Genomic DNA, 13,099 nt, shown 5'->3' on the forward strand with positions numbered 1-13,099 from the left:
CGAAGGCGGATGAAGATCGTGACCCAGTCTGTGCACCAGCGGATCGCCGACGAGCTCGGCGTCGCCGAACGTCAGGTCCGGGCGGCCGTGGAGCTGCTCGACGGCGGCGCCACCGTGCCGTTCATCGCCCGCTACCGCAAGGAGGCCACCGGCCTGCTCGACGACGCCCAGCTGCGCACCCTGGAGGAGCGGCTGCGCTACCTGCGCGAGCTGGACGAGCGCCGCGCCGCGGTGCTGGAGTCCATCCGCGGCCAGGGCAAGCTCGACGAGGCCCTGGAAGCGCAGATCATGGCGGCCGACTCGAAGTCCCGGCTGGAGGACATCTACCTGCCGTTCAAGCCGAAGCGGCGTACCCGGGCGCAGATCGCCCGCGAGGCCGGGCTGGAGCCCCTCGCCGACGCGCTGCTGGCCGACCCGGGCCAGGAGCCGCGGGAGCGGGCCGCCGGCTTCGTCGACGCCGACAGGGGGGTGGCCGACGCCGCCGCCGCGCTGGACGGCGCGCGGGCCATCCTGGTGGAGCGCTTCGCCGAGGACGCCGACCTGATCGGCACGCTGCGCGAGCAGATGTGGTCGCGGGGCCGGCTGGTCTCCCGCGTACGCGACGGCCAGGAGTCCGCCGGCGCGAAGTTCTCCGACTACTTCGACTTCGCCGAGCCGTACGCGAAGCTGCCCTCGCACCGGATCCTGGCGATGTTCCGGGGCGAGAAGGAGGGCGTGCTCGACCTGACGATGGACCCGGAGGCCGAGGGCGACTCCGACGCCCCGGTCACCGGCCCGACCCGCTACGAGGCGGCGATCGCCGGCCGGTTCGGGGTGAGTGACCAGGGGCGGCCCGGCGACAGGTGGCTGACCGACACGGTGCGCTGGGCCTGGCGCACCCGGATCCTCATCCACCTCGGGGCGGACCTGCGGATGCGGCTGTGGCAGGCGGCCGAGGAGGAGGCCGTGCGGGTCTTCGCCACCAACCTGCGCGACCTGCTGCTCGCCGCGCCGGCCGGCACCCGGCCGACGATGGGCCTCGACCCGGGCCTGCGCACCGGGGTCAAGGTGGCGGTGGTCGACGCCACCGGGAAGGTGGTCGCCACGGACACGATCTACCCGCACGAGCCGCGCCGGCAGTGGGACGCCTCGATCGACACCCTCGCGCGGCTGGCCGGGGCGCACGGCGTGGAGCTGGTCGCCATCGGCAACGGCACCGCCAGCCGGGAGACCGACAAGCTCGCCGGCGAGCTGATCAAGCGGCACCCGGAGCTGACGCTGACCAAGGTGGTCGTCTCGGAGGCGGGCGCGTCGGTCTACTCGGCGTCGGCGTACGCCTCGCAGGAGCTGCCGGGGCTGGACGTGTCGCTGCGCGGCGCGGTCTCCATCGCCCGCCGGTTGCAGGACCCGCTCGCCGAGCTGGTCAAGATCGACCCCCGCTCGATCGGCGTGGGCCAATACCAGCACGACCTGTCCGAGGTGAAGCTCTCCCGCTCCCTCGACGCGGTGGTGGAGGACTGCGTGAACGCCGTCGGCGTCGACGTCAACACCGCCTCCGCGCCGCTGCTCACCCGGGTCTCCGGCATCGGGGCGGGGCTCGCGGAGAACATCGTGCTGCACCGGGACGCCAACGGCCCGTTCCGGTCCCGGGCCGAGCTGAAGAAGGTGTCCCGGCTCGGCCCGAAGGCGTTCGAGCAGTGCGCGGGCTTCCTGCGCATCCCCGGCGGCGACGACCCGCTCGACTCCTCCAGCGTGCACCCGGAGGCGTACCCGGTGGTCCGCCGGATCCTGGCCCGCACCGGCCAGGACCTGCGCTCCCTGATCGGGCAGAGCGCCATCCTGCGCGGGCTGCGGGCCACCGACTTCGTCGACGACACGTTCGGCCTGCCGACCGTCACCGACATCCTGACGGAGCTGGAGAAGCCCGGCCGGGATCCGCGCCCGGAGTTCCGCACCGCCACGTTCGTCGACGGCGTGGAGAAGATCTCCGACCTGACCCCCGGCATGATCCTGGAGGGCGTGGTCACCAACGTGGCGGCGTTCGGCGCGTTCGTCGACGTCGGCGTGCACCAGGACGGCCTGGTGCACGTCTCGGCGATGTCCCGCACGTTCGTCAAGGACCCGCGCGACGTGGTGAAGTCCGGCGACGTGGTCCGGGTGAAGGTGCTCGACGTCGACGTGCCGCGCAAGCGGATCTCCCTGACGCTGCGGCTCGACGACGAGACGCCCGCCGGCGGGCAGGGCGGCGACGGGCAGGGCGGCGGGCAACGCGGCAGCGCAGGACAAGGCGGCGGGCAACGCGGCAGCGCAGGACAAGGCGGCGGGCAACGCGGCGGAGGACAGCGCGGCGGACAGGGCGGTGGAGGACAGGGCGGCGGCGGACAGCGCGGCGGCGGGCAGGACGGCCCGCGCGGCGACCGGGGCGGCTCGCGCGGCGGGCAGCCGCAGCGGCAGGGGCGCGGGGGCGGCAGAGCCCCGGCACCGGCCAACGACGCCATGGCGGACGCGCTGCGCCGCGCCGGCCTGGCCTGAGGTTGCGGAGGCGCCGCCGAGCTGGTGTCGTGACCGACTCGGCTCGGCGGCGTGACCGGGGACGCGGGCCCATGACACGGGCGCGTGACCGCGCGCGTACCGTCGGCGGCGTGGGTGAGGACGACGACCTTCGGTGGCGGGAGCGGCAGCGGCACGCGGTGCGGGCGCATGCGGCGGCCGACGCCGAACAGCGCGCCGCGGAGCAGGCGGAGGCCGCGGAGCTGGTGGCCCGGTTCGCCGCCGAGGCGCTGCGGCGCGGGCTGCGCAGCGAGCCGCTGCGGGCGGTCGGCTACGACGGTCGCGGCCACTACCGCACCCGGATCACCGGCTGGTACGTGGACCGGGCCCGCACCCGCGCCGTGGACACCGAGGGTCGCTTCTATCTGCTCGCCGTGCCGCGCAGCCTGCGGGCGCGGTTGTTCGGGGCGGAGCCGGAGCCCACCCCGCCGCCGCTGGTGGTCGGGCGCGGCGGCCGGGACGGCGAGTCGGTGCCCCTGGCGACCCTGCTCAGCCTGCGTCTCGAGGCGGGCGACGACTGGCGGTGAGCCGCGCCGCGCGGCCGGACCGCGGCCGGGGCACGCTGCCTGCGAACCGCCGTTGCACCCAGCGCCACCAGCAGAGCTGCACGACCAGGGTGAGCAGGCCGGCCAGCACGATGGCGGTCAGGTTGATCACGAGTTGGAGGGCGGAGCCCGCCGCCTCCCGCCACACCCCGTAGGCGGCGGCGACCGCGACGTTCGCGGCGGCCGGCACGGTGGTGACCGAGATCAGCACGCCGACGAGCGAGCCGGACTTCTTCGAGGTCAGCGAGAGCATCCCGGCCACGCCGGCCAGCAGGCCGACCACCCAGGACAGCGCGTCGGGCCGCCAGATGAAGTCGGTCAGCGGCCGGTCGGCCAGCAGCATCCCCCGGTCCACCAGCCCGGCGGCGGTCAGCGCCCAGGTGCTCAGCACGGTGGCCAGCATGGCAGCGAGAAAGCCCACCACGAGGGCCTGCACCGAACGGCCGACGACGGCGGGCCGGCGACGCAGCAACGCCACGCAGAGGGCGGCGAGCGGGCCGAACTCGGGGCCGACCACCATCGCACCGACGATCAGGATCGGCTGGTCGAGCAGCACACCGATGCCGGCGATCATGGTGGCCACCACGATCAGCACCAGGAACGTCGCGGAGAGTTCGGTCTGCTCGCCGGTCTTCGCGGCGATCTCGTCCCAGACGACCGCGTCCGTACCGCTGCCCGGGGCCTCCTCGGCGGCCCGGTCCGCGGCGGCGGACAGCGTCAGCTCCACGTCGTCGGCGGCGATGCCGCCGCGCGCCTCGACGCCGAGTCGTTGCAGGTCGTGCAGGACGACGTCGGCCCGCTCGCGGACCACGTCGCACAAGACGAGGTCACCCGGGGGCCGGCGGGCCGCGCCGGGCAGGACCGCCAGGTGGGTCACGCCCGGGTCCGCGCCGAGCAGGTCCACCACGGCCGACGACTGGTCCCGGGGCACGATCACCCGCAGATGCAGCACAGCTCGCTCCCCAGGAGATGGGCCGGGCCCTACGCCCCGCGCAGCACCATACCCGTCCGGCGTTCCGCGCGCCGCCGGCCGTGGCCGTAACGCGACACGTGGCCCCGGGGTTAGTGGGATGAGGACCGCGAGCGGGCGGGGTTGCGTCGTCGGTCCGACCGGAGACGAAGGGGTCGACGTTGGCCAACCCAGCGCCGGGCGGCCGGTGGTCCGGCCTGTCGAAGGTGAGCTGGTTCCTCGCCGGCCTGGCCATGACCTCGCTCGCGCAGTGGACGATCGTCACGGTGCTCGCCCGGGCCGGCAGCCCCGGCCTGGTGGGCCAGTACGCCCTCGGTCTCGCCGTCGGCGCGCCGGTCGTCCTGGTCTGCGGGCTCGGACTGCAGCCGGTCCTGGTCACCGACGTGGCCAGCCGGTTCACGTTCCACGAATACCTGCGGCTGCGGCTGGCCGGGATGGCGGTGGCGCTCCTCGCGATCGGCGTCGTCGCGTACTCGATGGGCTCGGGGGGTGGGCCTGTCGTCTTCCTCGTCGGCGTGGCGAAGGCGCTCGACGCCGTCGGCGAGATCTACTTCGGCATCCTGCAACGCCGTCGCGCGATGCGTACCGTCGGGTTGTCGATGGCCCTCAACGCCGCGCTCTCGGTCGTCGTCACCACGGGCCTGCTCCTGGCGACCGGCAGCGTCGCCGTCGCGGCCCTCGGCTCGGTCGCCGGTTCGGCGCTCGGCTCCGTCGCCTACCCCCGGTGGGTGGTCCGTCCGGACCTACGGCGGGCCGGCGGAGCGGGCGGGAGTCAGGGGCTGCGCCGACAGCGGCGGCTGTTCGCCACCGCCCTGCCCGTCGGCTTCGCCTACAGCCTCACCTCGTTCACGAGCAACGTGCCGATGTACGTCGTGCAGCACGAGTTGGGCACGCAGGCCCTGGGGGTGTTCGCCGCGCTGAGCTACGCGACGATGGCGGCGAACCTCCTCTACGCCGCGATGTACCAGGTGCTCCTGCACCGGATGGCCGAACTGTCGGGCGCGGGGCAGCTGCGGGCGCTGCGCGTCCTGGTCGCCCGGCTCGTGCTGGGCTCGCTGCTGTTCGGGCTGGCGGGCGCGTTGGTCGCCCGGGTGGCCGGCGAGGCGGTGCTGGGGCTGCTCTACGGGCGCGACTACTCCCGGCACTGGCCCGTGCTGGTCGTCCTCGCGTTGGGCATCGGGGCCAGCGGCGCGCTGTACTTCGTCAACGCCGCGCTGCTGGCACTGCACCGCTTCCAGCACCACCTGACGGCGACCCTGCCCACGCTCGGGCTCGTCGCGGTGGCGAGCCTGCTGCTGGTCCCCCGGCACGGGCTGATCGGCGCGGCGTCAGCCGTCGTCCTGGCGCTGGTGGTGGAGGCCGTCACCAAGGCGCTGCTGCTGCGCCACGCGCTGGTCGGGGCGATAGGCGGGTCCGGCGTGCCGCGCGACGAGGAGCCACCGGACCTGCCATCCGCAGGACCGGTGGCACCGGAACGAAGTACCGTACCGAAAGTCACCACTTGACCACGTAATCGACATTCTGGACAGTGAGCTACCGATGACCTGCCTCGCCATCGTCACGGAGTACCGATTCATCCGCACTCCCGACAAGCGGGTGTGGATCGGGGTCGGCCCGGAGTACGACATCTGGACCCGCTACCTCGCGGCCTTCGACCGGGTCCGGGTGATCGCCCGGGTGCAGGACGTCCAGGAACGGCCGGCGGGGGTAGCCCGGGTCGACGGCCCGGGCGTCGAGGTGTGGCCGCTGCCGTACTACGTGGGGGCGGGCGGGTTCCTCACCCGGGCACCGCGGATCCGGCGTACGGCGCTGGAGGGCACCAGGGACGCCGACGTCGTCATGCTCCGGGTCCCCTCCCCCATCGCCAACACGATCAGCGGCCACTTCGACCGGCAACGACGGCCCTACTGCCTGGAGGTCGTCGGCGACCCCGACGCCGTGTTGTCGCGCGGAGTCGTCGACCACCCGCTGCGTCCCGTCCTGCGCCGCTGGGCCACCGCCGCGATGCGGCGGCAGTGCCGGCTGGCGGCGGCGGCCGTGTACGAGACCGGGCACACCCTCCAGGCGCGGTACCCGGCGCGGGACGGATCTCTCAGCGAGGGCATCTCCTCCGTCGAACTGCCTCGCGCCGCCTTCGCGGCCGCTCCCCGGACGCACGACGCCCCGCCGGAGCGGGCGGTCCTGATCTCGGTCGGCACGCTCGACCAGTTGTACAAGGGCATCGACACCCTCATCGAGGCGCTGGCCCTCCTCCGCGACGGCGCGACGACGCACCGGCTCGTGCACGTCGGCCGGGGCCGGTACCTCCCGACGCTGCGCCGGCTCGCCGAGGAGCGGGGCGTCGCCGACCGGGTCGAGTTCGCCGGCTGGCTGCCCACCTCCGACGATCTCAGGCAGCGGCTCGACCAGGCCGACCTCTTCGTCATGCCGTCGCGCACCGAAGGGCTGCCCCGGGCCCTGATCGAGGCCATGGCCCGGGGTCTGCCCGCGATCGGCTCGGCCGTCGGTGGGATCCCCGAACTGCTGCCGCCCGACTGCCTGGTGCGGTCGGGCGACCCCGCCGCGCTGGCGGAGGCCCTGCGGGGGATGCTGTCCGACCCGCGGCGGCTGACCGAGGCGTCGGCGCGCAACCTCGCCGCCGCCCGCGCGTTCGGGGCGGACGTGCTGGCCGCCCGGCGTACCACCTTCTACCGCTCCCTGCGCCACCTCGGGGCCGCCCACGCCGCGCGGGCGGGCAGGCCCGCCGGCCGCTGAGGGACCCGGGAGCACGCCCCGCCCGAGGATGTCCGGGCGCGGGGCACGCCGCCGGGCGGGGCGGGGCGTGCGTCCGACACCTGCTCGCCGAGACGCGGTCGGTGCGGCCACTTTGGCCATTGGTCGCTTCTATTGTGATCAAAACTGATAAAAGTGGTATATCGCATTAATCGTCACAGGAGTCCACCATGAACGCTCGCCGCCCCGCATTCCGGCCTCGTGCCACGTCCCCGAGTGAGCCGACGTGACGGGCCGGATCGCGCTGTTCCAGCCCGATGTCGGCCCGCTCGAGGAGTCCTTCCTGCTGCGCGCCTTCCGTTCCGGCTGGCCGGGGCCGGCAGGCCCCGAGACGGAGGCGTTCGAGGCCGAGATCGCCGGGCGGGCGGGGGTCCGGCACGCCGTCGGGGTCAACTCGGGGACGGCCGCGCTGCACCTGGCGCTGCTCGCCTGCGGCGCGGGACCCGGCACGGTCGTCGTGGTGCCGACGCTCACCTTCGCCGCGACGGCCAACGCGGCCGTCTACACCGGGGCCCGGCCCGTCTTCATCGACAGCGACCCCGCCACCGGCAACGTCGACCCGGACCTGCTGGCCGACCTGCTCGACCGCCTGGCCGCCGCCGGCACCCGGGTCGCCGCCGTGATGTCGGTCGACCTCAACGGCACCTGTGCGGACTACTCACGGCTGCGCCCGATCTGCCGGGCAGCCGGAGTGCCCCTGGTGGAGGACGCCGCCCAGGCCCTCGGGTCGACCCGGCAGGGCGAGCCGGCCGGGTCCTTCGGCGAGCTCGGCACGTTCTCCTTCAGCTGGAACAAGGTCATCACCACCTCGGCGGGCGGGATGGTGGTGACGGACGACGCGGCGCTCGCGGCCCGCTGCCGGCACCTGTCGACCCAGGCCCGCGAGCCGGTGACGCACTACGAGCACCGGGACGTGGGCTACAACTACCGGCTGAGCAACCTGCTCGCCGCCGTCGGCCGGGCGCAGTTGCGCCGGCTCGACGAGATGATCGAGCGCCGCCGCCGGCTACGGGAGCGGTACGCGAAGCTGTTCGCCGCCGTCCCCGGCACCCGGATCGTCGGCGACGGCGACCCCGGGGCCAACTGCTGGCTGACGTCGGTGGTGGTGGACCCGGAGGTGGCCGGCTGGGGGGCGGAGCACCTGGGCCGCCGCCTGGCCCAGCGGGGCATCGAGACGCGGCCGATGTGGAAGCCGATGCACCGCCAGCCGGTCTTCGCCGGCCACGACGCCGTGGTCACCGGCGTCGCCGACCGGCTCTTCGCGCGCAGCATCTCGCTGCCCAGCGGATCGAGCCTGACCGACGCCGACACCGACCGGCTCGTCGAGGTGCTCGAAGAATTCCTGGAGGAACGCGGATGAACCGACATCGCTACGAGCGGATAAAGCGCGTCCTGGACGTGACCGTGGCGGCCCTGGTGCTCGTCCTGGCCGCCCCGGTGATGGGGGCGACGGCCCTGGCCATCGCCCTGACGATGGGTCGGCCGGTCCTGTTCCGCCAGGCCCGCCCCGGGCTGCACGGCGAGCTGTTCGAGCTGGTCAAGTTCCGGTCCATGCGGACCGACGGCGACCCACTGTCCCCCATCCAGGACGCCGGGCGGATCACCCCGCTGGGCCGTTGGCTGCGGGCCACGAGCCTGGACGAGCTGCCCTCCCTGTGGAACGTGCTGCGGGGCGACATGAGCCTCGTCGGGCCGCGTCCCCTGCTGCCGCAGTACGTGCCGCGCTACACCGCCGAGCAGTTCCGCCGCCACGAGGTCCGCCCGGGGGTCACCGGCCTGCAACAGGTACGCGGACGCAACGCCCTCGCCTGGGAGGAGCGTTTCGTGCTCGACGTCTGGTACGTCGAGCACCGCAGCCTCCTGCTGGACCTGCGCATTCTCGCCTGGACGGTGGTCACCGTGCTGCGCCGCGACGGCATCACGGCGCCCGGCAGCGCGACCGCCCACGAGTACCGGGGCGTCCCGGTGCCCGACCGCACGCGGGAGCCCGCCCGGTGAGCCCGGAGCTGGTGATCGTCGGGTGCGGCGGCCACGGCCGGGAGATCCTCGGCATCGTCCGGGCCATCAACGAGGCGGCCCGCGGCGGCCCGGTCTGGCACGTGCGGGGGTTCGTCGACGACGACCCGACCGAGGTGAACCGCAAGCGGGTGCAGCGGCTCGGCGTGCCGTGGCTCGGCCCGGTGTCGTCCCTGGCCGACGCCGGGGGCGCGCACGTGGTGATCGGCGTCGGCGATCCCCGGGCGCGCGGGCGGGTCGCCCGCCGGGTCGACTCGTACGGGCTGCCGGCGGCGGTGCTGGTCCACCCGGACGCCACCCTCGGCGCGGACGCCCGCGTCGGCGAGGGGACGGTGCTGTTCGCCGGTGCCCGGGTGACCACCAACGTGACGCTGGGCCGGCACGTGCACCTGAACCAGAACGCGGCGGTCGGCCACGACTGCGTGTTCGGCGACCACGTCTCGGTCAATCCGCTCGCCGCCGTCTCCGGCGACTGCCGGCTCGACTCGGACGTGCTGATCGGGGCGGGCGCGGTGGTCCTGCAGGGACTCCGGGTGGGCGCGGGCGCGACCGTGGGTGCGGCGGCCTGCGTGGTGCGTGACGTGCCGGCCGGCGTGGTGGTGAAGGGGGTGCCGGCGAGGTGAGGGTCGTCGTCACCACCGAGTACCGCTACGCCGCCACGCCCGACGGTCGGGTCTGGACTACGCACGCGCACGGCTACGACATCTGGCGGCGCTACCTCACGGCCTTCGACGAGGTGCGCGTCGTGGCCCGGGTGGCCGCGCAGCCCCAGGTGCCGGAGAACGCGCTGCGGGTCGACGGTCCCGGGGTCACGGTGCACCCGGTGCCGCACTATGTCGGGCCGCAGCAGTACCTGCGCCAGCGGGTGCCCATCGGCCGCGCCATGGCGACCGCCGCCGGAGACGACGACGCGGTGATCCTGCGGGTGCCCTCCGCGCTGGGATCCCTGCTGGCCGGCGTCCGCCGCCGACACGGCCTGCCCTACGCGCTGGAGGTCGTGGGCGACCCGTACGACGTGCTCGCGCCGGGGGTGGTCCGGCATCCGCTACGGCCCCTGCTGCGCCAGCGCTTCGCGACCCGGCTGCGCCGCGAATGCGGCTCGGCGGTCGCCGTCTCCTACGTGACGGCGGACTATCTCCAGGCCCGCTACCCGGCCGCCCCCCACGCGCCGACGGTCAACGTGTCGAGCATCGACCTGCCGCCCGAGGCGTTCGCCGCCGCACCGCGTGCCGTCCGGGCCGATGCCGGGGGCGACCGCACGCTCATCTCGATCGGGACGCTGGACCAGCTCTACAAGGGCGTCGACACGCTCATCGAGGCGGTGGCCCGGCTGGTGTCGCGCGGGGTCGACGTCCGGCTCGTCCACGCCGGCACCGGGCGGTTCGCCGGGCACCTGGCGGCCCTGGCCGAGGCGCGGGGCGTCGCCGACCGGGTGACGTTCGCCGGCTGGGTGGCCCCGGGCGCACCGTTGTACGCCCACCTCGACGCGGCCGACCTGGCGGTCGTCCCGTCGCGGACCGAAGGGCTGCCCCGCGCGCTGATCGAGGCCATGGCCCGCGCGCTGCCGGCGATCGGCACCGCCGTCGGCGGGATCCCGGAGCTGCTGGCGCCCGAGGACCTGGTGGGCCCCGACGACCCGGCGGCGCTGGCGGAGGCGATCGCCCGGATGCTGGCCGACCCGGACCGGATGGCGCTCGCCTCGGCCCGCAACCTCGCCCACGCCCGGCGCTACTCCCGCGACTCCCTGGAGCCCCGGCGGCACGCCTTCTACCAGTCGGTACGCGAGGCCACGGCCCGGCGGTGAGCGGTGCGCCCACCGGTGGCCGCCCGCTCGCGGCCGGGCCGCCAGGTGCGGCCCGGCCGACGCCACGGCCACCACGCACGACGGTGGCGGGAGCCGACCGCTCTCCCGCCACCCGCCTTCCACCCGCCCGTCACCGGCCGCGGGCGTCCTCCGTGCCGGCGCGCCAGGCGCGGTACCAATCGAAGGTCCGACGTACCCCGTCCTCCAGCGGCACCACCGGCTCGAAGCCGGTCAGCCGCCGCAGCGTCGCCAGGTCGGGGCAGCGGCGGTGCACCGACCCGGGCGGCGCGGGCATCGGTTGCAGGACCGGGGCCGCGTCGGCGACCCGCAGCACCAGCTTGGCCAGGTCGCAGATGTTGGTCTGCTCGGCGTCGTTGCCGATGTGCACGATCTCGCCGGCCGCAGCCGGGCAGCGCATCAGCCGCAGCACCGCCTCGACCGCGTCGTCGACGTGGCAGAACGCGCGGTACTGGTCGGCGCCCCACACCCGGAACGGATCCTCCCCGTCGAGGGCGCGCAGCGACATCTCCGGGATGACGTGGTCCGTGCCCATCCTGGGGCCGTACACGTTGTGGAAGCGCCCGACCGTGGCGGCGCAGCGTCGGGCGCGGGCGGCGTGCACGAAGGCGGCCTCGCCGAGCAGCTTGCTGATCGCGTACGAGAACCGGGGCGACGTGACGTCGGTGATCATGACGGGGACGTCCTCGGCCGTCGGCACCGGCACGACGCGGGCGTCGACGCCGCCGGCGTACACCTCGCTGGTGGAGCTGAAGAAGACCCGGTCGCCGGGCTCGACCCAGTCCAGCAGATGCAGGGCGGTCAGGGTGTTGACCCGGATCACCCGCGTCGGATCGGCCTCGACGTTGCGCACTCCGACCACGGCGGCGAGCAGGTAGATCTCGTCGCAGCCGCGGGGCAGCGCGGCCCACGCCTGCGGCCGGGTCAGGTCCGCCGAGACGACCTCGACGGCCGGGTCGCTGCGCAGCACGCCGAGCCGTTCGTCGTCGCGGCCCCGGGAGAAGTCGTCGACGACGACCACCCGGTGGCCTTCGGCGAGCAGCCGCTCGGTCAGGTGCAGGCCGATGAAGCCCGCGCCGCCGAGGACGAGTGCCCGCCTCACGTCGTCACCCGGCCGGTGGGGGCGGCGGCGCGCGGCGCGGGGAGGTAGCCGATGCCGGCGTACCGCGCCCCGGCGGCGGTCACCGTCGCCTCGTCGAGGATCCGCCAGGAGTCGTAGACGACGCCCGCCCCGCCGGCCGCGAGCAGGCCGCCGATCTCCAGCGCCCGGTAGTCGGGGTGGTCGTTGACCACGAGCACCGCGTCGCTGTCGCCGAACGCCTTGTCCAGGCTGGTCGGCTCTCCGCCGTAGGCCCGGATCACCTGGTCAGGCACCATCGGGTCGTGCCCGAGCACGACCAGCCCGGCCGCCCGGAAGACCGGCATCATCGCGGCGATGGGCGTGCCGCGCATGTCGTCGGTGGGCGGCCAGCCCTTGTACGCCCAGCCCAGCACGGACAGCCGGGCGCCGACGGTGTCGCCACGCCGCTGCCGGATCAGCCCCACGACGGTCTCGGCGACGTGCACCGGCAGCTGCTCGTTGAGCCGCCGGGCCGCACCGACCAGGAACGCGCCGTCGTCTCCGGCGCTGGCCACCATCAGGTACGGATCCTTCGACAGGCAGCCGCCGCCGACGTACCCGGGCCGGCTCAGGTCCGGCCGGGGGTAGTCGAGGTTGGCGGCCCGGATCACCTCCAGCGGGTCGAGGCCGTGCCGCTCGGCGATCAGCGCCACCTCGTTGCCGAACGAGTAGATCAGGTCGGTGTGGCAGTTGTTGGAGAGCTTGACCAGCTCGGCGGCCTCCAGGCTGGACACCGGCACCGTCTGCCGGGCGAGCCCGCCGAACAGCTCCAACCCGGCGTGGAGGCTCTCGTCGTCCACGCCGCCGACGACCTGGGGCAGCTCGACCAGTTCCCGCAGCGCCTGCCCCTGGATGGTCCGTTCCGGCGCCATCACCAACAGCGCCCGCCCCCACGCCGCGGTCAGCGCCGGCAGGACCACCCGCCGGCTCGTCCCGACGGGGACGGTGCTGCGGACGACCACCAGCGTCTGCGGGCCGCACCAGCGGGCCACCTGCTCGGCGGCCGCCGCGAGGTTGGACAGGTCGGGCCGCCGGGACCGCTCGTCGACCGGCGTGGAGACGCTGAGCACCACCGCGTCGAGGTCCGTCGGCAGCTCGTCGTCGACGAACACCGAACGGCCCGCGTGCGTGGCGAACACGTCGGCGATGCCCGGCTCGAAGATGTGCGGGCGGCCGCCGCGCAACGCCGCCCGCACCGCCGGGTTCGCGTCCACCCCGTGCACCTCGAACCCCTTGCGCGCCAGCGCGGCGGCCAGCGTCAGCCCGACGTAGCCGAGGCCGACGATCCCAATCCTGCGATACACGTTGTCTTCTTCCCCTCGTTT

At 74.6% G+C, this 13,099-nt stretch carries 11 protein-coding genes; 8 read left to right on the top strand and 3 right to left on the bottom strand.

Features of this window, described 5'->3' with window-relative positions; all coding sequences use genetic code 11:
• Positions 1–18: 18 nt before the first annotated feature.
• Entirely contained in the window at positions 19–2,511 is a 2,493-nt protein-coding gene (locus LPA42_RS04130) for a Tex family protein (protein WP_077937143.1), read from the top strand.
• 110 nt (positions 2,512–2,621) lie between these two features.
• Positions 2,622–3,056 (top strand): hypothetical protein, encoded by a 435-nt coding sequence (locus tag LPA42_RS04135; RefSeq protein WP_198956509.1) that lies wholly within the window; start codon positions 2,622–2,624, stop codon positions 3,054–3,056.
• Here LPA42_RS04135 and LPA42_RS04140 read toward each other — a convergent pair.
• Entirely contained in the window at positions 3,019–4,026 is a 1,008-nt protein-coding gene (locus LPA42_RS04140) for a DUF389 domain-containing protein (protein WP_077937133.1), read from the bottom strand. The genes LPA42_RS04135 and LPA42_RS04140 overlap by 38 nt on opposite strands.
• Positions 4,027–4,205: 179 nt before the next feature.
• On the opposite strand from LPA42_RS04140, the gene LPA42_RS04145 reads away from it, so the two are divergent.
• From LPA42_RS04145 to LPA42_RS04170, 6 genes are all read left to right on the top strand, one after another.
• Positions 4,206–5,549, top strand: a complete 1,344-nt coding sequence (locus tag LPA42_RS04145; protein WP_077937132.1) for a lipopolysaccharide biosynthesis protein — start codon at positions 4,206–4,208, stop codon at positions 5,547–5,549.
• Positions 5,550–5,583: 34 nt separating this feature from the next.
• On the top strand, positions 5,584–6,798 hold the full coding sequence (locus LPA42_RS34125; protein ID WP_077937131.1) for a glycosyltransferase: 1,215 nt from the start codon (positions 5,584–5,586) through the stop codon (positions 6,796–6,798).
• A 244-nt stretch (positions 6,799–7,042) separates the two neighbouring features.
• Positions 7,043–8,176, top strand: a complete 1,134-nt coding sequence (locus LPA42_RS04155) for a DegT/DnrJ/EryC1/StrS aminotransferase family protein (RefSeq protein WP_077937130.1) — start codon at positions 7,043–7,045, stop codon at positions 8,174–8,176.
• The gene (locus tag LPA42_RS04160; protein ID WP_077937129.1) at positions 8,173–8,814 is read left to right on the top strand and encodes a sugar transferase; all 642 of its coding nucleotides are present in this window, start codon (positions 8,173–8,175) and stop codon (positions 8,812–8,814) included. Before LPA42_RS04155 ends, LPA42_RS04160 begins: the two co-directional genes overlap by 4 nt.
• Complete coding sequence (locus LPA42_RS04165) at positions 8,811–9,455, top strand: NeuD/PglB/VioB family sugar acetyltransferase (RefSeq protein WP_077937128.1); 645 nt, start codon at positions 8,811–8,813, stop codon at positions 9,453–9,455. Before LPA42_RS04160 ends, LPA42_RS04165 begins: the two co-directional genes overlap by 4 nt.
• On the top strand, positions 9,452–10,636 hold the full coding sequence (locus tag LPA42_RS04170; protein WP_077937127.1) for a glycosyltransferase: 1,185 nt from the start codon (positions 9,452–9,454) through the stop codon (positions 10,634–10,636). Before LPA42_RS04165 ends, LPA42_RS04170 begins: the two co-directional genes overlap by 4 nt.
• 130 nt (positions 10,637–10,766) lie before the next feature.
• Here LPA42_RS04170 and LPA42_RS04175 read toward each other — a convergent pair whose 3' ends face one another.
• On the bottom strand, positions 10,767–11,756 hold the full coding sequence (locus LPA42_RS04175; RefSeq protein WP_077937126.1) for an NAD(P)-dependent oxidoreductase: 990 nt from the start codon (positions 11,754–11,756) through the stop codon (positions 10,767–10,769).
• On the bottom strand, positions 11,753–13,078 hold the full coding sequence (locus LPA42_RS04180; RefSeq protein WP_228986329.1) for a nucleotide sugar dehydrogenase: 1,326 nt from the start codon (positions 13,076–13,078) through the stop codon (positions 11,753–11,755). Before LPA42_RS04180 ends, LPA42_RS04175 begins: the two co-directional genes overlap by 4 nt.
• Between the last annotated feature and the right edge of the window lie 21 nt (positions 13,079–13,099).

The sequence above is a fragment of the Micromonospora sp. DH13 genome (assembly GCF_020873825.1).
Classification (GTDB): Bacteria; Actinomycetota; Actinomycetes; order Mycobacteriales; family Micromonosporaceae; genus Micromonospora; species Micromonospora haikouensis.

Coding starts and splice junctions, on each gene's coding strand:
- LPA42_RS34125 (WP_077937131.1), top strand. CDS start 5,584: ATGACCTGCCTCGCCATCGTCACGGAGTACCGATTCATCCGCACTCCC.
- LPA42_RS04160 (WP_077937129.1), top strand. CDS start 8,173: ATGAACCGACATCGCTACGAGCGGATAAAGCGCGTCCTGGACGTGACC.